Annotated in this window: 19 protein-coding genes; 8 read left to right on the forward strand and 11 right to left on the reverse strand. The window is 53.8% G+C overall.

The genetic code is table 11. The annotated features are described in order from the left end of the window. Positions 1-3: 3 nt before the first annotated feature. Together F3J40_RS00975 and F3J40_RS00980 are read left to right on the forward strand one after the other, a co-directional pair. Entirely contained in the window at positions 4-849 is an 846-nt protein-coding gene (locus F3J40_RS00975) for a PTS mannose transporter subunit IID (RefSeq protein WP_017347199.1), read from the forward strand. Positions 850-907: 58 nt separating this feature from the next. Then, entirely contained in the window at positions 908-1,366 is a 459-nt protein-coding gene (locus tag F3J40_RS00980) for a DUF986 family protein (protein ID WP_167012065.1), read from the forward strand. Here F3J40_RS00980 and rlmA read toward each other — a convergent pair. The 5 genes from rlmA to F3J40_RS01005 form a co-directional block, all read right to left on the reverse strand. Continuing rightward, positions 1,363-2,175: a 23S rRNA (guanine(745)-N(1))-methyltransferase gene (gene rlmA, locus F3J40_RS00985; protein WP_167012067.1), complete on the reverse strand. Its 813-nt coding sequence runs from the start codon at positions 2,173-2,175 to the stop codon at positions 1,363-1,365. The two genes, F3J40_RS00980 and rlmA, sit on opposite strands and share 4 nt — an antisense overlap. Positions 2,176-2,313: 138 nt before the next feature. After that, positions 2,314-2,523, reverse strand: a complete 210-nt coding sequence (cspE, locus tag F3J40_RS00990) for a transcription antiterminator/RNA stability regulator CspE (RefSeq protein WP_001062678.1) — start codon at positions 2,521-2,523, stop codon at positions 2,314-2,316. Between the two features lie 81 nt (positions 2,524-2,604). Continuing rightward, complete coding sequence (locus F3J40_RS00995; RefSeq protein WP_128599124.1) at positions 2,605-2,679, reverse strand: DUF2627 domain-containing protein; 75 nt, start codon at positions 2,677-2,679, stop codon at positions 2,605-2,607. A 529-nt stretch (positions 2,680-3,208) separates the two neighbouring features. Beyond that, positions 3,209-4,198, reverse strand: a complete 990-nt coding sequence (locus tag F3J40_RS01000) for an MBL fold metallo-hydrolase (RefSeq protein WP_167012068.1) — start codon at positions 4,196-4,198, stop codon at positions 3,209-3,211. A gap of 18 nt (positions 4,199-4,216) precedes the next feature. Beyond that, the gene (locus tag F3J40_RS01005) at positions 4,217-4,486 is read right to left on the reverse strand and encodes a YebO family protein (protein ID WP_167012069.1); all 270 of its coding nucleotides are present in this window, start codon (positions 4,484-4,486) and stop codon (positions 4,217-4,219) included. 193 nt (positions 4,487-4,679) lie between these two features. Here F3J40_RS01005 and F3J40_RS01010 point away from each other — a divergent pair, with 193 nt between their 5' ends. Together F3J40_RS01010 and F3J40_RS01015 are read left to right on the forward strand one after the other, a co-directional pair. Continuing rightward, positions 4,680-4,916 (forward strand): YobH family protein, encoded by a 237-nt coding sequence (locus F3J40_RS01010; RefSeq protein WP_017347194.1) that lies wholly within the window; start codon positions 4,680-4,682, stop codon positions 4,914-4,916. A 139-nt stretch (positions 4,917-5,055) separates the two neighbouring features. Then, the gene (locus tag F3J40_RS01015; protein ID WP_167012071.1) at positions 5,056-6,432 is read left to right on the forward strand and encodes an MFS transporter; all 1,377 of its coding nucleotides are present in this window, start codon (positions 5,056-5,058) and stop codon (positions 6,430-6,432) included. Positions 6,433-6,490: 58 nt separating this feature from the next. Here F3J40_RS01015 and htpX read toward each other — a convergent pair whose 3' ends face one another. The 4 genes from htpX to msrC all read right to left on the reverse strand — a co-directional run bounded on the left by htpX (position 6,491) and on the right by msrC (position 10,947). Then, positions 6,491-7,372 (reverse strand): protease HtpX, encoded by an 882-nt coding sequence (gene htpX / locus F3J40_RS01020; protein ID WP_167012073.1) that lies wholly within the window; start codon positions 7,370-7,372, stop codon positions 6,491-6,493. A gap of 229 nt (positions 7,373-7,601) precedes the next feature. Then, entirely contained in the window at positions 7,602-9,650 is a 2,049-nt protein-coding gene (prc, locus tag F3J40_RS01025; protein ID WP_167012075.1) for a carboxy terminal-processing peptidase, read from the reverse strand. 19 nt (positions 9,651-9,669) lie between these two features. After that, positions 9,670-10,350 carry an RNA chaperone ProQ gene (proQ, locus tag F3J40_RS01030; protein WP_167012077.1) on the reverse strand — a complete coding sequence of 227 codons (681 nt, stop codon included), beginning with the start codon at positions 10,348-10,350 and terminating at the stop codon, positions 9,670-9,672. Positions 10,351-10,446: 96 nt separating this feature from the next. After that, positions 10,447-10,947, reverse strand: coding sequence for a free L-methionine (R)-S-oxide reductase MsrC (gene msrC, locus F3J40_RS01035; protein ID WP_167012079.1), 501 nt, complete (start codon positions 10,945-10,947; stop codon positions 10,447-10,449). Positions 10,948-11,170: 223 nt separating this feature from the next. Here msrC and yebS point away from each other — a divergent pair, with 223 nt between their 5' ends. The 3 genes from yebS to rsmF all read left to right on the forward strand — a co-directional run bounded on the left by yebS (position 11,171) and on the right by rsmF (position 16,539). Next, complete coding sequence (gene yebS, locus F3J40_RS01040) at positions 11,171-12,415, forward strand: membrane integrity lipid transport subunit YebS (RefSeq protein ID WP_167012081.1); 1,245 nt, start codon at positions 11,171-11,173, stop codon at positions 12,413-12,415. Continuing rightward, positions 12,384-15,023: a PqiB family protein gene (locus F3J40_RS01045; RefSeq protein WP_167012083.1), complete on the forward strand. Its 2,640-nt coding sequence runs from the start codon at positions 12,384-12,386 to the stop codon at positions 15,021-15,023. The genes yebS and F3J40_RS01045 overlap by 32 nt, the downstream gene beginning before the upstream one ends. An 88-nt stretch (positions 15,024-15,111) precedes the next feature. Further along, positions 15,112-16,539 carry a 16S rRNA (cytosine(1407)-C(5))-methyltransferase RsmF gene (gene rsmF / locus F3J40_RS01050; protein ID WP_167012085.1) on the forward strand — a complete coding sequence of 476 codons (1,428 nt, stop codon included), beginning with the start codon at positions 15,112-15,114 and terminating at the stop codon, positions 16,537-16,539. Between the two features lie 4 nt (positions 16,540-16,543). On the opposite strand, the gene F3J40_RS01055 is transcribed toward rsmF, so the two are convergent. Beyond that, complete coding sequence (locus tag F3J40_RS01055) at positions 16,544-17,191, reverse strand: metallophosphoesterase (RefSeq protein WP_167012087.1); 648 nt, start codon at positions 17,189-17,191, stop codon at positions 16,544-16,546. Between the two features lie 389 nt (positions 17,192-17,580). Here F3J40_RS01055 and F3J40_RS01060 point away from each other — a divergent pair, with 389 nt between their 5' ends. Beyond that, positions 17,581-17,901 carry an antibiotic biosynthesis monooxygenase family protein gene (locus F3J40_RS01060; RefSeq protein WP_167012089.1) on the forward strand — a complete coding sequence of 107 codons (321 nt, stop codon included), beginning with the start codon at positions 17,581-17,583 and terminating at the stop codon, positions 17,899-17,901. On the opposite strand, the gene F3J40_RS01065 is transcribed toward F3J40_RS01060, so the two are convergent. Then, positions 17,877-19,013 (reverse strand): ABC transporter substrate-binding protein, encoded by a 1,137-nt coding sequence (locus F3J40_RS01065; RefSeq protein WP_167012091.1) that lies wholly within the window; start codon positions 19,011-19,013, stop codon positions 17,877-17,879. The genes F3J40_RS01060 and F3J40_RS01065 overlap by 25 nt on opposite strands. Positions 19,014-19,119 lie beyond the last annotated feature (106 nt).

Genomic DNA, 19,119 nt, shown 5'->3' on the forward strand with positions numbered 1-19,119 from the left:
AACATGGTTGATACAACAAATTCAGCTAAAAAGCTCACCCAGTCCGATATTCGCGGTGTGTTTTTACGCTCTAATCTGTTTCAGGGTTCATGGAACTTTGAACGTATGCAGGCGTTGGGCTTCTGCTTCTCCATGGTGCCGGTGATTCGTCGCCTGTACCCCGAGAATAATGATGACCGCAAGCAGGCGATTAAACGGCATCTGGAGTTCTTCAACACCCATCCCTTCGTTGCCGCCCCGGTGCTGGGCGTTACCATGGCGATGGAAGAGCAGCGGGCCAACGGGGCGGCGATCGACGATGCGGCCATCAACGGTATTAAAGTCGGGCTGATGGGGCCGCTTGCAGGCGTGGGTGACCCGATCTTTTGGGGTACCGCACGTCCGGTTTTCGCCGCGCTCGGGGCGGGGATTGCCATGAGTGGCAGTATTCTCGGGCCGATTCTGTTCTTTGTGCTGTTTAACCTGGTTCGCCTGCTGACGCGCTATTACGGCGTGGCTTACGGCTACCGCAAAGGCATCGATATCGTGAGTGATATGGGTGGCGGCTTCCTGCAGAAACTGACTGAGGGGGCATCGATCCTCGGCCTGTTTGTTATGGGGGCGCTGGTTAACAAGTGGACGCACGTCAACATTCCGCTGGAAGTGTCGCGCATTACTGACCAGACCGGGAAAACCACGGTGACCACCGTGCAGACCATTCTCGACCAGTTGATGCCCGGCGTAGTCCCGCTCCTGCTGACCTTTGCCTGTATGTGGCTGCTGCGGCGTAAAGTTAACGCGCTGTGGATTATCATGGGCTTCTTTGTCATTGGTATTTTCGGTTACTGGTCCGGCTTACTCGGCCTGTAATCTTTATAGCCGGGCGCTCTGCCCGGCTATTTTGTTTTTGCTGCACAGGAAAGATCATATGGATATCACGCAACTCATTATTGCCGCGCTAATCGCACTTATGGCGCTGTTTATTATTTATGACGAACTGATTTTGCCGCGCCGCTACGGTGTGGTGCGCTTACGGGTTGATTTGCGCCGCCGACAACCGCTCGATGGCCTTATTTTTATTGGCCTGTTGGGGATTGTGCTGTGGAATAACCTGTCTCAGCACGGCCCGCAACTCACCACCACCCTGCTGATGGTCCTGTGTGCGTTGGCACTCTGGGTATTCTGGATCCGCCGCCCGCGTTTATGGTTAAAAGACCAGGGGCTGTTTTATGCCGGGGTGTGGATTGCCTATACACGCATCCAGGATATGAAACTCAGCGAAGACGGCGTATTAGTGATCCAGCTGGAACAACGCCGCTTGTTGGTCAGAGTTCGCCAGATAGACGATTTAGAGCGTATCTGGCAAACCCTGATGGAGATTCGTTAGTCGCGCTGCCACAGCGTCAGGGTGAAATCCGCATCACATTCGAATGACGTTGCTGCGCGTAATTGCTGCCAGACATCTTCACTGGCGCGCCAGGCAAACGGCGTCATCTGCAATAGCGTGGTGGCATCGGCGCTGTTCAACGTCATTGGATAGCCCAGCGACTGCTGTTCAACCTGGGTAAAGCCCGCATAGCACTTACTCTCCGGCTCATGCAGTTTCACTTCACGATAAATCAAGGCCTTGAACTGTTGCAGATGGTGCGGGCCCGGCGTCACGGTCAGTAACCATCCCCCCGGCTTAATCACCCGTTGTAGCTCAGCCTCATTGCAGGGCGCATAAATGCGTACCACGGCATCCAGCGATGCATCAGCAAAAGGCAAACGCTGGCTGGAGGCCACACAGAACAGCACCTGGGGATAGCGCTTCGCGGCGAGGCGCACGGCAATTTTCGCCACATCTAATCCGTAGACTTGCCCGTGTAACGGCTGGAGTGCCGTGGCCATCGCATCGGTGTAGTAGCCTTCACCGCAGCCGATATCCAGCAGCTGTGGCTGCGGCGTGGAGACCCGCGCGGCCAGCAACTCAGCCACGCCATCGCGCAGCGGCTGATAGTGCCCTGCGGCAAGGAAGGCACGTCGCGCCTGCATCATTTCTGCGCTGTCGCCGGGTTCACGTGACCCTTTATGCTGTACCGGAAGCAGATTGACGTACCCTTCACGGGCGCGATCAAACTGGTGGCCCTGGGCACAGCGCCAGCTATTTTTTTCAGCGGATAAAGAGAGATGACAGAGAGGACAAATCAGCGACACAGGAAGCTCCAGCTATTTCATAACGCGGCGCAGTGTACGCTGTTCGTGAACCGACAGGAAGAAAAACAAAGCCCCGGCACAAAGGCCGGGGCTTAAGATTCGGTTCACAGGCGCAGAGCGCCAGTAAGTGACTCGAAATCAGATAGCAGTTACGTTAACTGCAGCTGGGCCTTTCTGGCCGTCCTGGATTTCGAACTCAACGTTCTGGCCTTCAGCCAGAGTTTTGAAGCCGTTACCCTGGATTGCAGAGAAGTGTACGAACACGTCTTTGCTGCCGTCAGCAGGAGTAATGAAACCAAAACCTTTAGACTCGTTGAACCACTTAACCTGACCTTTAATCTTTGCCATTTTGCAAATTCCTTAAAATGTTTATTTAGCCCGAAGGCCACGTACTAGAGAAACCAGAGACGTTACTGAATGAGGCACTAATTAAGGTTCGGCAAGGAAGCGGAATTCAACGTCAACGTCTTTACTCGTAACTTCTTTACTGAAGATGCCATACATATACAGAACTGTACCTCGTTTGACCCAAGAATTGTTATCACATATCCGCAATTCATTGGCAAGCCATTTTTAACTACCGATGGAGATGCCGCACACTTTCACTGGATAAAATCCACTGAATGTTCCCAATGGTACGAAACAATGCGTCGCGAACTCGCTGTGGACACGTTGTTAACAGCAGATTTGCGCTCCAGCGGGTAAAACTAGTCCCTTTTCTGCCAGGCGTCCAGCTATATAACAATAAAAATAAAGGTTATATAAAAAAGATTGCAAAAATATGGCATCAAGATTGATCTCTATCAAAGTTTTGCATTTTCATACTTAAAGTTATTGCTTTATTTATGTACAGCGAGAAGTCATCAACATCCGGTATAAGTTGTTTTGCACCAAAAAAAGGAAAAAAATAATAACCCTGCCCCAATTCAATGCAGGGTTATTTTTCAGTAAATATCAAAAATGCGAGTACGGACCGAATTAATCACTCGCGGAAATAAAGCGGGTATATCGCACTTTTCGCCCAGGATTTGTCCTAGGGTAGCGGGCGGCTCTCCCCAATGCGCCACGGGCTGAACTGGCCGTTGTCCTCGCCTGAAGCGGCTATCGCGCGTGCCAGGTCTTCGGGTGGCTCATCCAGTGATTCATCTGCCAGTTCAAATACGCCCCAGTGGATCGGGACGGTTAAAGGCTGCGCCATATGTCGCCACAGCTTCACAGCCTGATCGGGGTCCATATGCTGACTGTTCATGAACCATTTTGGGGCATAGGCACCGTTTGGCAGTGCTGCCACATTGAACGGGCCAAGCCGACGCGGAATTTCATACAGACTTTCACTGTAGCCGCTGTCACCTGAGAACCAGAATCGGGTGGTTGATGTCACTATGACCCAGCCACACCACAGGGAACGGTTACGATCGTGGAACGTGCGCATGCTCCAGTGTTTCGCCGGTACAGCATGAAAGTCAATGCCATCTGCGCGGGTTGAATCCCACCAGTCGAGCTGTGTCACGTGGCGAATGCCCTGACGCTTACACCAGGGGGCCAGCCCTAATGGCACAATAAACGTCGCCTGTGGAAAGCGTGCGACGATTTTACGCACGGTGGGCCGATCGAGATGATCGTAGTGGCTGTGAGAGATCAACACATAATCGAGCTGCGGCAGCTGGCGAATCTGTAACGGCGCGGGTGTCTTACGTTGCGGGCCAGCAAAACGCACTGGCGAAGCCCGCTTCGAGAGCGCAGGGTCTATCAGAATATAGCGCTGATTAACACGCAGCAGCATTGCCGCGTGGCCCAACCACCAGATCCGGTTGTCACTTCCGCTGAGGTCGGCCTGCTGCCACCACTGCGCAATAAATTGCTCATAGCCTTGCTGGGGCGGTCGCGGCAGCCCCTGCGCTTTGCGCTCTTTACGCCAGCGGTCCAGATCTCCCGGCTGGCGCGTTTCAGGCTCCGGGTTGCGAAATCCTTCAGGCGTATGATGAGACTTACTCGCATCGTACCAGGGGTTTTGCCAGGCCATGAGCGCTCCTTTTGTGGATTAACGTTCCGGGATAAGCCGGATAATGTCTTCTTCTTCTGCCGGCTCGGCAACTTCGCTGCCTTTGCCCTGTTTTTCATCTACCCACTGGCGCAACAAGCGGTTCTGTTTCTTCTGCTCTTCAAGCAGCTGTTCCAGCAAGTGGATCTGCTCACTGGCACGCACACTGGATCGGTTGACAAAAAACCAGATAAACAGCCCTAACAGAAACAGCACACCCACCAGGGCATAGTTTAACAACAGTGCTGGATCGTTTGAAAAATCACTCATAACTGCCTCAAATAACAGATTAAATGCCAGCCCGCATTCTACCCGTTGGATAAAAAAATGGTAATCTTGCCGAGATATTTAGCCTGCTTTCAGTAGAGTCTGATCGAAAGTGGCAGCGAAGCGCGGCAAGCTATGCACTCACCACCCAGTGGCGCACAGGTGCTGCTGCGTGGTGTATCACAGGGAGATAAAAATGAAACTGATTATTCGTGCCATTATGTTACTGGCGGTGATTTGGCTGGCGATGTTGTTTACCGGCTATGGCGTTCTGACAGGCAGCAGCAAAAACGTTGCAGGCCTGGGGCTACAGTGCCGCTACCTGACCGCGCGTGGCGTCATTACTGCCCAGTATCTTCACAGTGACAGCGGCGTGATTGGCGTGAGCGAGTGCCCATTGCTGAAGAAAAGCGGAGAAGTCATCGATAACTGATTTCACAGCACGGGAGCACAACTCCCGTGCTTATCCCACCTAAGACATATTTTAAGATACATTTTCTGTTAAACAGTCAGTGCTTTCAGCCCACAATTTCATTAGCATTATAATATTCACTCCCTTTACTTACTCCACTATGTCTTCTCTCTCTTCACAGCAAGATGGTTTACCCGTCCCACAGCGTTACGGTGCCATTCTGACCATTGCGCTGGGCATTACCATGGCGGTGTTGGATGGCGTCATTGCTAACGTGGCCTTACCGACCATTGCGCGTGACCTGAATGCCAGCCCGGCAGAATCGATTTGGATTGTTAATGCTTACCAAATCGCGATTGTGATTTCGCTGCTAACCCTCTCTTTTCTGGGCGATATGCTCGGTTACCGCCGCGTGTATCAGGTTGGCCTCGGCCTGTTTATTGCCACTTCACTGTTTTGTGCGCTCTCCAGCACGCTGGATGTCCTCACCGTCGCCCGTATCTTGCAAGGGTTTGGCGGTGCAGCGCTGATGAGCGTGAATACGGCCCTGATTCGCATTATTTATCCGCAGCGCTACCTCGGGCGAGGCATGGCAATTAACTCGTTAATTGTTGCCGTGTCTACAGCTGCCGGGCCGACTGTCGCGGCGGCGATTCTCTCTGTTGCGAGCTGGCAGTGGCTGTTTTTAATTAATGTGCCGATTGGCATTGTCGCCCTGTGGCTGGCGCTGCGTTTTCTGCCGGATAATCCACAAAAAGCGCAGAAGCAGAAATTTGATCCCCTTAGTGCGGTGATGAATGCGCTGTTCTTTGGCCTGCTGATTTCGGCGTTAAGTGGATTCTCTCAAGGGCAGTCCGGGATGCTGGTGGGGGCAGAAATCATTGCCTTTGTGATTGTCGGATGGGTGTTTATTCGTCGCCAGCTTACCCTGCCGGTGCCCCTGTTACCGGTGGATCTGCTGCGTATTCCTGTATTCAGCCTGTCACTGTGCACGTCCATTTGCTCGTTCTGCGCCCAAATGCTGGCGATGGTGTCCCTGCCGTTCTTCCTGCAAAACGGGCTAGGCCGTGACGAGGTGGCAACAGGTCTTCTGCTAACGCCATGGCCTCTGGCAACCATGGCATTTGCGCCCATCGCCGGTAGGCTGATTGGCCGCGTGCACAGCGGGCTGTTAGGCGGTATGGGGCTGGCGATGTTTGCGGCAGGCCTGTTCCTGCTTGCCCTCTTGCCACACAACCCTTCAAGTATTGATATCGTCTGGCGTATGGCGCTCTGTGGCGCAGGTTTTGGTCTGTTTCAGTCGCCAAATAACCATACGATTATCAGCTCGGCCCCCCGCCAGCGCAGCGGTGGTGCCAGCGGAATGCTGGGGACCGCACGCCTGTTGGGACAAAGCAGTGGCGCCGCGCTGGTTGCCTTGATGTTTAATCTGTTCAATAGCCATGGCACCCATGCGGCACTGATTCTGGCTGGGGTTTTTGCCAGTGTCGCGGCGGTGGTGAGCATGTCGCGCATGACACAGGAACGCCCTGCCTGACCGGCTTGCAGCAATAAAAAAAGCGCCACGTGTGGCGCTTTTTTGTTTTAGAACGACGTTATTTCAGATACTGGCCGCTGCGCAACGCTTCAATGCGTTTATCCAATGGCGGATGCGACATAAACAGCTCGGTCAACGACTTGTTCTTCCCGTTGATACAGAACGCCATCATGTTTCCTGGCTCCTGCGGTTCGTAGCTGGTTTTCAACCGCTGTAACGCTGCAATCATCTTCTCACGTCCGACAAGACGCGCTGAACCGGCATCTGCATGGAACTCACGGTGGCGTGAGAACCACATGGTGATGACGCTGGCAAGGATACCGAAGACCAGTTCGAGTACGGTGGCTACGGCAAAATAGACCAGCGGGTTACCGTTACTGTTCTCTTCACCGTCGCGGTTGCCCGACATAAAGCCCGCTGCAATTTGGGCCAGGATACGTGAAATAAAGATCACAAAGGTATTCACGATCCCCTGGATCAGCGTCATCGTCACCATGTCGCCATTGGCGATGTGGCTGATTTCGTGCGCCAGCACGGCTTCGGCTTCATCGCGGTTCATGTTTTGCAACAGCCCGGTAGAAACCGCAACCAGCGAGGCATCACGGCGTGCGCCAGTAGCAAAGGCATTAATGTCCGGGGCGTGATAAATCGCCACCTGCGGCATTTTAAATCCAGCGTGCTGCGACTGACGTGCCACCGTATCCATCAACCAGCGCTCGGTTTCGTTGCGCGGTTGTTCAATCACTTCACCGCCCACCGAACGTAACGCCATCCATTTAGACATCAGCAGTGAAACAAACGCACCGCCGAAGCCAAACAGGCCTGCCATAATCATCAGGCCCTGAACACTGCTTGACTGTATTCCTGTCAGGCTGAGAATCAGCCCGAAAACCAACATCACAGCCAGGTTGGTTAGCAGGAAAAGAGCAATACGCATCATAAACGTTAATCTTCCTCAGTAGTTCACGCGATTATACGCGGATACATATCCTAAGATCATTGCCGTGCTTTTCAAGCGACCTTAACGTTTAAGTGTCTAAAAAGACATAACTTTACACTCAGAAGTGTCCTGGTATTTTTCTGGCTCGCGTGACGCATAAATTTACCTCAAGTATGACACAGGCAAAAAAAAGCACCGCCGAGGCGATGCTTTTCTCTCATGAGACAGATTACTTGTCTGTGGCTGCCGCAGCTTCAGGCTGGGCCGTTTCAAGCTGAGCCAGGTCATTGGCAATCTTCACCGTTTCATCAAGATACGGGTCCGGCTCTTTGTAATCTTTCGGCAACGCGTCCAGACTCTTCAGTGGCGCTTTGCCTTCTGCCTGATAACGGGCATTGATGCGTTCCAGACGCAACGCATCATCTTCCTGATTCTCTTTCTGACGCTGGGCCAGGTTGAGGGAAACGATGTTCAGCTTGTCTTTGATCGCATCGTAACGCGCGATATCTTTCATGATGTACTGGAATTCACGATCTTTGGCAATACGCTCTTCGTGCTCTTTCACCAGCGCCGGGATATACGGTTTGATGTCACCGGTTTTGGTGTAGCTGGCAGCAGTGATGCTGTCCCACGGCAGTGCGTTATCTTCGAACTTCTCGCCCGTTTTCGCCGCTTCTACCCCAGTCGGCATAATCAGGTCCGGCGTGACGCCTTTGCGCTGAGTACTGCCGCCGTTGATGCGGTAGAATTTCTGAATGGTGTACTGCACCGAACCCAGGGCTGGCCATTCAGGACGCAGCATCTGATCGTAGATGCGGTTGAGCGAACGGTATTGCTGTACGGTGCCTTTACCAAAGGTCGGCTCGCCGACAATCAGCGCACGGCCATAATCCTGCATCGCTGCCGCGAAGATCTCAGACGCCGAAGCACTGAAACGGTCAACCAGCACCACCAGTGGGCCTTTGTAGTAAACAATGCCGTCGTTGTCGCTGTCCTGACGGATACGCCCGTTGTTGTCACGAACCTGCACCACCGGGCCGCTCGGAATGAACAGACCAGACAAGCCTACCGCTTCGGTTAACGCGCCGCCGCCGTTGGTACGCAAGTCAATCACAATGCTGTCGACGTTTTGCTTCTGCAGTTTTTGCAGCTGGACTTTTACGTCATCCGTTAAGCCCACGTAGAAGCCAGGAATATCCAGCACGCCGACTTTTTGTTTGCCAACGTTATGGACAGACATCTGCACTGCGCGGTCTTCCAGACGGATTTTTTCACGCGTCAGCGTTACGATGCGGGTTTTGGAGCCTTTGCCCGCAGGCAAAATTTCCAGACGCACTTTACTGCCTTTCGGGCCTTTGATTTTGTCGACGACGTCATCAAGACGCCAGCCAATCACATCTTCAATAGGTTTGCCCGGCTGACCCACACCGACGATACGATCGCCAACGGTGATAGTTTTGCTTTTCGCCGCTGGACCGCCAGCCACCATGGAGTTAATCACGGTGTAGTCGTCGTCCATCTGCAGAACCGCACCGATCCCCTCCAGCGAGAGGCTCATTTCAGTGTTGAACTGATCGGTACTGCGTGGCGAGAGGTAGTTGGTATGCGGATCAATTTCATGCGCAAACGCATTCATTGCCAACTGGAACACGTCTTCGCTGGTGCTTTGCGTCAGACGGCGGATGGCAAAGTTATAGCGCTTCGTCAGGATATCGCGGATTTCCTGCTCGCTCTTGCCGGTCAGTTTCAGGTTCAGTTCGTCATAAGTGACGCGAGCCTGCCACAGGGCATTCAGCTCTGCCTCATCTTTCGGCCAAGGTGCTTTAGCGCGATCGATATCAATAGTGGCATTGCTGGAGAAATTCATCGGTTGGCTCAGCACGCTCAAGGCGTACTGATAGCGCTCAAAGCGGCGTTTCTGCGAAAGATTGTATAAATCGTAGAACACGTCCAGTTTGCCACTGCGATACTCATCGCCCAGGGTGCCTTTCTTATCGGCAAATTGCGCAACGTCTGAAGCGAGGAAAACGTTGTGGTTGTAATCCAGCATATTCAGATAGCGATCAAAGATGCGCGCCGAGAAAGTGGCATCGAGATCAAACTGGCGATAGTGAGAGCGCGTGAAGCGTGAAGTGACACGTTCGCTGACCGTGGGGTCCTGCGCATCTTCGTGGATCTGGGGAATCTGGTTCGCGCGCGTAATCTGGGTTTCCGCGCCGAAAGTTGGGCCTGCTAACAGCAGGCCCGCGATCATACCGATCTTAAAAAAGGTGTTCATGCCGCGATCAGCCTCCGTATCAGAACTGCAAATGTTCTGCGCGTACAATCATTGCCATGCCAGATGCGAGTTGCACCCGAACACCGTCTTTTGAAACTTCAAGGACGGTAGCATCCATTGCACCTTTACCCGCTGTAACTTTAATATTTTGGCCGGGTTGCAAAGTTGAGGTGTCAGTGATTGGCTTAGGCCGCTCCGCACGTGGAGCCGGTTTACGCGCTGGTGCACTGTCACGCTGCGTTTTAGCACGTGGTTGACGTGGTGCGTCTGGATTAGCCGGGCGGCGCGGTGCAGGTTTCGCTGGACGACGTTCGCCCTCTTCACCTGCTGCTTCGCGTTTTGCCGCTTTCTGCTGATCGCGCTGTGCCTGCACGCGAGCTTTCGCTTCTTCTAACTGTTTGCGCGCATGCTCAACATGCTGCTCATCCAGCACGCCACAGTCGTTGCCATCCAGGTCCACACGAATTGCACCGGCTTTGACGCCGTAAAGGTAACGCCAGCTAGACGTATAAAGGCGCAGAGCGGAACGCAACTGCGTCTTGCTCAGGCTCATTTCACCCTGAACACGCTCGACCAGATCCTGGAAGATCCCGATTTTCAGAGGACGGGCTTCGCCTTCAGCGCTAAAGCATTGCGGAAAACGTTCCGCAAGAAAGGCAATCACTTCTTTACTACTGTTCAACTTAGGTTGATTTTCCATGAAATTTCCTGATTACAACGGGTTTGCCGACCGGAGCTGGCATGAACAGGCGACATTATAATGACACGCCTGATAAATGCTATGTGTTCCAGTCGATTAGCTGCGCGTCAGCTGAATAAATTTTTCGAGATCGCTGTTCGCCAGCACTTCACAAAGCCCATCAGTCAGTTCGACCAGCCCCGCTTCGTCTTCTTCGTTGAAGCGGTTAAACACGGTACTGTCGATGTCCAGCACACCGATCCACTGACCGTTAACCTTCAGTGGAATAACGATTTCTGCATTACTTGCCGCGTCGCAGGCGATATGCCCAGGGAAGGCATGAACATCATCGACGCGCTGTACACGCTCTTCGGCAATGGCGGTACCACACACGCCTTTACCGACAGGAATACGCACACAGGCAATTTTGCCCTGGAAGGGGCCAAGTACCAGCGTGTCTGCTTCCGTCAGCAGATAAAAACCGACCCAGTTCAAACCATCGAGACGTTCGTAGACCAGCGCGCTGAAGTTACCCAGTGCGGCCAGGAAGGCGGTTTCACCAGAGAGTAACGCCCGCATGTCGCGGTTCAAATCCGCATAAAACTCAGTTTTGTTCATTATTCAACCATAACCAGTATCAAAAGAGGCCTTGCTCTCTTCGCCTGTTAAAAATAAGCACTAAAAATCCAGGGCAACAAGGTGAATCAATCCGTTAGTTACTATACCCTTATCTGTCTGTGGCCCAGAAAGCCGAGCACCAGTTGCAACGTCGCTTCATTATGGATTGTGGCTGATGTAAACCAGAATCCGTCACGAGCAATGGGCTGAGATCGCACTCTTTATGAAAATTCAAGCCATCACCGAAGCGTTGCCCCCCGCACGTTATCAGCGTTGCCCGCAATGCGATACCCTTTTTTCCTTACCGGATGTTAAATCCCATCAGTCCTGCTACTGTCCGCGCTGCCAGGCAAAGATTTCCAGCGGCCGTGACTGGTCGATGACCGGGCTAACCGCCATGGCCGTGGCGATGATTGTGTTGATGCCGTTCGCCTTTTCCCTGCCGCTGGTGGATATTCGCCTGTTAGGTCAACGCATTAACGCCAGTGTCATTGAAGGCATCATTCAAATGACACAACAGGGCAATGTGCTGACCGCCTCAATGGTGGCATTTTGTGCGGTGGGTGCCCCGGTTACGCTGGTCGCCTCGATTCTCTATCTGTGGCTGGGTGAACGGCTTGGCATGAACCTGCGCCCCGTGTTGCTGATGCTGGATAAGCTCAAAGAGTGGGTGATGCTGGATATCTATCTGGTGGGTGTCGCGATTGCCTCGATCAAAGTCCAGGACTACGCCGATTTAGATGCCGGCTATGGGCTGGTTGCGTTTATTGCCCTCACCTTACTGAGCCTGCTGACGCTGATTCATCTCAACGTGGAACAGCTTTGGGAGCGTTTTTATCCCCAGCCGCCCGCCAACGTGCCGGTGGAAAAGCTTCAGGTGTGCCTTAATTGTCATCACACCAGCACCCCGGACGATCGCGGTCGTTGTCCTCGTTGCCATACCCCGTTGGATTTCCGCCGCCGACACAGCCTGCAAAAATCCTGGGCGGCCCTGATCGCGTCCATTGTGCTACTGATTCCGGCGAATCTGATGCCCATCTCGATCGTGTATGTCAACGGCGCTCGCCGCGATGACACCATTCTCTCGGGGATTCTTTCGCTGGCTAATGGCAACGTACCCGTTGCCGCTGTGGTCTTTATTGCCAGTATTCTGGTGCCGTTTACCAAAGTACTGGTGATGCTGACGCTGTTAATTAGCATTCATTTCCGCTGTGAACAGGGGTTAAAAACCCGCATTCGACTGCTGCGCGTGGTGACCTGGGTGGGACGCTGGTCAATGCTGGATCTGTTTGTCATTTCGCTTACCATGTCGCTGGTTAACCGTGACCAGCTACTGGCTTTTACCATGGGACCTGCTGCGTTTTACTTTGGCTCAGCAGTGATCCTGACGATTCTGGCTGTTGAATGGCTTGATAGCCGACTGATTTGGGATGCACATGCAACAGGAAACGCCGACTACACCGACTAGCGCTAACGTGCGCAATAAGCGTAAGGTTTCGCCCTTCTGGCTGCTGCCTGTCATTGCGATGCTGATCGCAGGCTGGCTGCTCTGGACCAATTACCAGGATCGCGGAACGGTGATCACCATCAACTTCCAGACCGCGGACGGCATTGTGCCGGGCCGCACCCCGATTCGCTATCAGGGGGTGGAAGTGGGCACGGTGCAAGGCATTGTGCTGAGTGATGACTATCGCAGCATTCAGATCAAGGCCAGTATCAAGAGCGATATGCGTGAGGCGCTGCGCGATAATACCCAGTTCTGGCTGGTCACACCCAAAGCCTCTTTGGCGGGGGTCTCCGGACTGGACGCGCTGGTGGGCGGTAACTACATCGGTATGATGCCCGGTAAAGGTAACCCGCGGGATAACTTCACCGCGCTGGATACCCAGCCGAAGTATCGCGTGAATACCGGTGAACTGCTGGTGCATCTGCACGCCCCGGATTTGGGGTCACTGAATACCGGTTCTCTGGTGTACTACCGTAAGATTCCGGTGGGCCGCGTCTATGACTACAGCATCAACAACGGCAGCAACGGTGTGACGGTAGATGTGCTTGTTGATCGCCGCTTCACTAACCTGGTGAAGAGCAACAGCCGTTTCTGGAACGTCTCCGGGCTGAATGCCGATGTCAGTCTGAGCGGTGCTAAAGTCCAGCTGGAAAGCCTGTCGGCGCTGGTCAATGGGGCGATTGCCTTTGACTCCCCCTCTGACGGCCAGCCTGCAAAGGCGGATCAAAATTACACGCTCTACCCGGATCTCTCCCATAGCCAGCGCGGGGTCAACATTACCCTCGATCTGCCAAATGGTAATAATCTCAAAGCGGGACGCACGCCACTGCTCTACCAAGGGCTGGAAGTGGGCACCTTGACCAAACTCAACCTGCTGCCGGGCGGTAAAGTCAACGGCGAATTGACGATTGATCCTTCCGTCACCGACTTAATGCGTAGCGGTACGCGCATTGAAATGCACAGCCCGAAAATCAGCCTGACGGATACCAGCCTCAGCAGCCTGTTAACCGGAAATACGCTGGTGCTGGTGCCCGGTGAAGGCCCGGCGCAGGACCACTTTACGGTGTTAGCAGCAGATGAATCGTTATTGCAGCAGCCGGATGTATTGACGGTTAAACTCACCGCGCCAGACAGCTTCGGTATTGATGCCGGACAGCCGCTGATGCTGCACGGGATGCAAATTGGGCAGGTTATTTCCCGCGAACTGGCGGCGGATGGCATTCACTTTGTGGTCGCGGTTCAGTCGCAATATCGCCAGTTGGTCCATGGCGACAGTAAATTTATCGTTAACAGCCGCCTGAATGTGAAATTTGGCCTCGATGGCATGCAGGTGCTGGGTGCCAGCGCCAGCGAATGGGTTAACGGCGGCATACGCCTTGATCCCGGCAGCATCGGTACCAGCAAGGCTGAATATCCGCTGTATGCCGATGCCGAAAAAGCGCAGGAAGGCATCACCGGCGATCGGCCTGGCACTACGCTGATGCTAACCGCAGCCAGCCTGCCAGATGTGCAGACCGGTTCTGTGGTGCTGTACCGTAAATTTGAGGTGGGCGAAGTGGTAAACGTAACCCCACGGGCAGATGCCTTTGATATCGCAGTACATATCCGCCCTGAGTACCGTAAATTACTGACCTCAGAGAGCGTATTCTGGGCTGAAGGCGGCGCCAAGGTGCAGCTCAACGGCAGCGGCCTGACGGTTCAGGCCTCGCCGATCAACCGGGCATTACGCGGTGCCATCAGTTTTGACAACCTCAAAGGTGCCCAGGTCGCGCGCAATGCCAAACGGGTGCTCTACTCCTCGGAAACCGCTGCGCGTGCCGTGGGTAGCCAGATTACGCTGCACACCTATGACGGCAGCAAACTCTCTGCCGGGATGCCGATTCGTTATCTGGGTATCAACGTAGGCCAGGTCGAATCCCTGGCGCTCAGCAGCGATAACAACCAGGTGATTGCCAAAGCGGTGCTGTATCCGGAATACGTGCAGGACTTTGCCCGCAGTGGCAGCAGCTTCTCCGTGGTGGCACCCGAAATCTCACCGGCTGGTGTGAATCATCTGGAGAGCCTGTTACAGCCGTACGTGAATGTCGATCCAGGTAAGGGCGGACAGGAACGTAACTTCTATCTTCAGGAGAGCACCATCACCGATGCGCGCTACCTGAACGGGCTGAATATTTATGTCGATGCTACCGAAGCCGGATCGCTTTCGCTGGGTACGCCAGTGCTGTTCCGTGGCGTGGAAGTCGGGACGGTTACCGGGACGTCACTGGGCAATATGGCGGACCGCGTGCAGGTTGCGTTGCGTATCAGCAAGAAATATCAGCATCTGGTGCGTAACAACTCGGTGTTCTGGCTGGCATCCGGTTACGATCTGAACTTTGGCCTGATTGGCGGCGTGGTGAAAACCGGGACATTCCAGCAGTTCATCCGTGGCGGCATTCAGTTTGCAACACCGCCGACCGTGCCGCTGGCACCACAAGCTTCACCGGACAAGCACTTCCTGTTGCAAGATGAAGCACCGAAAGAGTGGCGCAGTTGGGGCACCGCCATCCCCGATCCGCATCAAAACTGATCCTTCCTGACGTTCCCGGGCAGATTCTCTGCCCGGGCGTTAGCTGACATGATAAACTTGCCGCCTTTGTCCTGACTGGAACCTTGCTGTGGCTGATTCGTCTTTACGCTTTCCCCCTGATTTCCTCACCCTGATGCGTCAGGCTCTGCCTGATGAGGCTGAATTCGCACGTTTTAACGCCATTTGCTTCCAGCCTTTACGCCGCAGTTTGCGTATCAATACGTTGAAGATCAGCGTAGCGGACTTCTTAGCACAAACCGCCCACTACGGCTGGCGCTTAACCCCCATTCCGTGGTGTGCAGAAGGCTTCTGGATCGAGCGTGAAGATGAGAGCCTGCCATTAGGCAGCGTGGCTGAACACCTCTCTGGGCTGTTCTACATTCAGGAAGCCAGCTCCATGTTACCGGTCAGCGCACTGTTTGCCGGTTGCCCTGAACCAACTCAGGTGATGGATATGGCGGCCGCGCCTGGCTCTAAAACCACCCAAATTGCGGCAAAGATGAATAACCAGGGGCTGATTGTGGCCAATGAGTACTCCGCTAGTCGGGTGAAAGTGTTACATGCCAACATCAGCCGCTGCGGCGTCAGTAACTGCGCGTTAACCCATTTTGATGCCCGCGTTTTTGGCGCAGCGTTGCCGCAACAGTTTGATGCCATTCTGCTGGATGCCCCCTGCTCCGGTGAAGGTGTGATGCGTAAAGATCAGGATGCATTAAAAAACTGGTCGCTGGAGAGCACGCACGAGATTGCAGCCACACAGCGCGATCTGATCGCCAGCGCATTCCACGCGCTAAAACCGGGTGGCACGTTAATTTACTCAACCTGTACGCTGAACCAGATTGAAAACCAGCAGGTTGTCGCCTGGCTGCTGGCTGAATACCCTGATGCCGTGAGCATCGAACCGCTGGATGATCTGTTCACCGGCGCGGAAAAAGCCGTGACGCCGGAAGGCTTCCTGCACGTCTTCCCACAGCTGTTCGACAGTGAAGGTTTCTTCGTCGCGCGGTTACGTAAAACGGCGGAAGTCGCGGCTCTCCCCGCGCCAACGTATAAGCTGGGCAAACTGCCTTTCTTCCCGGCAACACGCAAATTGCAGGCGGAAGTTTACGCTGCCGCCAAACAAGTTGGTCTCGCCTGGCCAGACAACTTAGCGCTGTGGGAGCGGGATAAAGAGCTGTGGTTGTTCCCACGAGAAGCCGAGCCGTTGCTCAACAAAGTCCGTTTTTCCCGTATTGGTCTGCGGTTAGCGGAAACCTTCGCGAAGGGATACCGCTGGCAGCATGAAGCTGTTGTGGCGCTGGCATCGGGCAGTGCGGACAACTGTTATGGCCTGACCGAAGCAGAAGCGGAAGAGTGGTTCCGTGGACGGGATATCCACCCGGAGAACACGCCTCCGCTGGATGAAATGGTGGTAACGCTGCATCAACAGCCGTTAGGGTTGGCAAAACGCGTTAACAGCCGCATTAAAAATAGCTATCCGCGTGAGTTAGTGCGCGATGGTCGACTCTTCCGCTAAGCCTTTATTGCAGCTGTTCCAGCGTCAGGCCGTTGCCAAAAACTGCGCCAGTATCAATGTAATGTAGATTGGCGCGATGCAGCGGTCGCTGGAGCGGCGTATGGCCAAAGTAAAAAGCCTGCGCCCCGGCTATCCCCTCGCCCTCTCCCTGCATCAGGTGGTTAATGCGATTGCGTCCCCACATTACCTGCTGCCAGTCGAGTTCGTGTTCCCATGCATAGTGGCTGGCGGGGTAATCCGCATGAGCAATCACCACAATGTCATTTTCACGTTGCAGGTGCAGCACCAGCGGTAATTCAGCACAGCGTTTCAGGGCATGCCGCGTACTGATCAAGGCACTGCCCTGTAGTTGCCAGAACCACTCACCTCCGTTCATCATCCAGTGCAAAATTTCGTTGTGGTTAATCGCCGCCAGCGCCATCTCTTCATGATTCCCCCGCACCGCACGGAACCACGGCTGTTGCAGTAAATCCAGGCAGCCTGGGCTGTCTGGCCCACGATCAATCAGGTCACCTACCGAAATCAGCAGATCTTCATCTGTATCAAAATGTCTGGCCTGAAGTGCAGCATCAAGCTGCGCACGACAGCCGTGAAGATCACCGACCACCCAAATGTGTCGCCAGTTATCTCCCCGCAGAAATTGATAATTCATATCCGATCCCGTGATTATCGCAGCCGGTAACGAGATCAAGTATAGAAGATCGCCGTCCTGTTTACCGGGCGTTGCAGCCTCTGAAGGCATAATTCCGTTCAACGCCAGGACAAGGCTTGTAACGTTTTGTTTTGGCGCAGTCATACACTGCAATAACCAATCGTTATACTTAGCCTTCCAGCGTAACTGCACTCAATGCCGGTACAATATTCGGTTTCGGGAGAACAAACCATGTGGATTGCCATTATCGGCGGTGTGATTGCACTGTGTGCTTTCATCCTATGGCGAATCCTGCGTTCGGCTGCCGAGGACGTTAACAGCGACTATTAACCCTGCACAATCTATGGTAAAGCTAATTCTCATTTGCTAAACAGGATGTTGAATTTGCTATGCTGCAGCTCCCTAACCCTCCCTATTACGCGGTGATTTTTACCTCAACGCGCACTGAAACCGATGAAGGCTATGGCGACATGGCACAACAAATGGTGCAGTTGGCCCAACAGCAGCCGGGTTTTCTTGGCGTCGAGTCAGCGCGGGAAACTATCGGCATTACCGTTTCTTATTGGCAGACCGTGGAAGATATTCAGAATTGGAAGAAAAACGCTGCCCATCTTATGGCGCAGCGTCTTGGCAGGGAAAAATGGTACCAGAGCTTCACCACCCGAATTTGCCGGGTGGAACGAAGTTATGGTTTTGATGCCGCCGAATAGCTCAGGTTAATCGGTGCATCAGGCAGGTGGGTAAAGGTACGAATGATGTAGTGATAATCCGCCAGCGGATCAACATCGGCCATCTGCTGCGGGTAAAACGCTTTGCTCAGCAACTCCAGCCCAACAATGTTGTAAGGATGGTTATAGAAGTGGTGATAGAGGCCAAAGACGTGGCCCTGTTTCACCGCAGGGATCTCTTTCACCCCATTACGCTGGCTTAGGCGCTCAAAGGTGGCTTTGATAGCGCTGCTGTCGGTGTTGTAACCAAATGGCAAGACACCGCTGCCTTTGCCGCCACGCTTAGAGCCGGTCATGATGTAGAAGTCCGGGTTCAGGCTGATGATCTTTTCAGGGGAAATAAAGCCCACGGCACCTGGCAGCAGTTCAGAACCGATATTTTTCCCCCCTGCGGCTTCGACCAAACCACCCCAACCGCTGTGGGAATGGGTGAAGCAGCAGGCATCTTCAGTAATCCCGGCGATCGGTTCGATAAACACCAGCGGTTTTTTACTCGCCTGTTCGGCGGTCTGGGTAATCCGCTGCATATGCTGGTCATAGTAGTCAGCATAGGCGTTGGCATTCGCTTCCTGATTCAGGACTTTGCCTAACAGACGGATACTGGCCGCAGTATCTTTCACCGCATGCAGTTCATCATCCACGAACAGTACCGGAATTTTCAGCGCCGCCAGTTGGCGTAACACACCGGTTTGTTCCAGCGCAGGTTTAGCCCGCAGTTGGGCAATCATCAGGTCTGGATGGCGGGCAATCACCGTTTCCAGATTCACTTCACCCTGGTCGGAGAAGCCCATGTCAAGGATTTTTTCCGCTTCCGGCCATTTTTTGCGCAGCAGATCCCAGGTTTCACTGTCCTGCTTTTTCGGCAAGTTATTCCAGGCCACCACGCGCTTGAACGGGTCATCACGATCCAGCAGCGCCAGGCTAAGAATATCGCGCCCATCCTGCAAAATAATCCGTTGTGGCTCGTGCTCAATGGTCACCTGATGTTGGTCAATATCGGTGACGGTGAGGGGATAGGTCGTGGCGGAAGCCAGTGCAGGCAGCGCGGCGGTCAATGCCAGGGCAAGCGTGGTCAGCAGATGTTTTGCTTTCATAAGTGGTTAAGATCTACATGAGAAGAAAATGATAATTATTACGCTCAATACTAAACGGCGAGACAATGGCCCACAGATAACCCGCCGCCACACAAAGATGACGGCG

It is taken from the genome of Candidatus Pantoea multigeneris (assembly GCF_011752615.1).
Taxonomy (GTDB): Bacteria; Pseudomonadota; Gammaproteobacteria; order Enterobacterales; family Enterobacteriaceae; genus Pantoea; species Pantoea multigeneris.

Coding starts and splice junctions, on each gene's coding strand:
- F3J40_RS00975 (WP_017347199.1), top strand. CDS start 4: ATGGTTGATACAACAAATTCAGCTAAAAAGCTCACCCAGTCCGATATT.
- F3J40_RS00980 (WP_167012065.1), top strand. CDS start 908: ATGGATATCACGCAACTCATTATTGCCGCGCTAATCGCACTTATGGCG.
- cspE (WP_001062678.1), bottom strand. CDS start 2,523: ATGGCAAAGATTAAAGGTCAGGTTAAGTGGTTCAACGAGTCTAAAGGT.
- F3J40_RS01000 (WP_167012068.1), bottom strand. CDS start 4,198: ATGGCCTGGCAAAACCCCTGGTACGATGCGAGTAAGTCTCATCATACG.
- F3J40_RS01005 (WP_167012069.1), bottom strand. CDS start 4,486: ATGAGTGATTTTTCAAACGATCCAGCACTGTTGTTAAACTATGCCCTG.
- F3J40_RS01010 (WP_017347194.1), top strand. CDS start 4,680: ATGAAACTGATTATTCGTGCCATTATGTTACTGGCGGTGATTTGGCTG.
- F3J40_RS01015 (WP_167012071.1), top strand. CDS start 5,056: ATGTCTTCTCTCTCTTCACAGCAAGATGGTTTACCCGTCCCACAGCGT.
- htpX (WP_167012073.1), bottom strand. CDS start 7,372: ATGATGCGTATTGCTCTTTTCCTGCTAACCAACCTGGCTGTGATGTTG.
- prc (WP_167012075.1), bottom strand. CDS start 9,650: ATGAACACCTTTTTTAAGATCGGTATGATCGCGGGCCTGCTGTTAGCA.
- proQ (WP_167012077.1), bottom strand. CDS start 10,350: ATGGAAAATCAACCTAAGTTGAACAGTAGTAAAGAAGTGATTGCCTTT.
- msrC (WP_167012079.1), bottom strand. CDS start 10,947: ATGAACAAAACTGAGTTTTATGCGGATTTGAACCGCGACATGCGGGCG.
- yebS (WP_167012081.1), top strand. CDS start 11,171: ATGAAAATTCAAGCCATCACCGAAGCGTTGCCCCCCGCACGTTATCAG.
- F3J40_RS01045 (WP_167012083.1), top strand. CDS start 12,384: ATGCAACAGGAAACGCCGACTACACCGACTAGCGCTAACGTGCGCAAT.
- F3J40_RS01055 (WP_167012087.1), bottom strand. CDS start 17,191: ATGAATTATCAATTTCTGCGGGGAGATAACTGGCGACACATTTGGGTG.
- F3J40_RS01060 (WP_167012089.1), top strand. CDS start 17,581: ATGCTGCAGCTCCCTAACCCTCCCTATTACGCGGTGATTTTTACCTCA.
- F3J40_RS01065 (WP_167012091.1), bottom strand. CDS start 19,013: ATGAAAGCAAAACATCTGCTGACCACGCTTGCCCTGGCATTGACCGCC.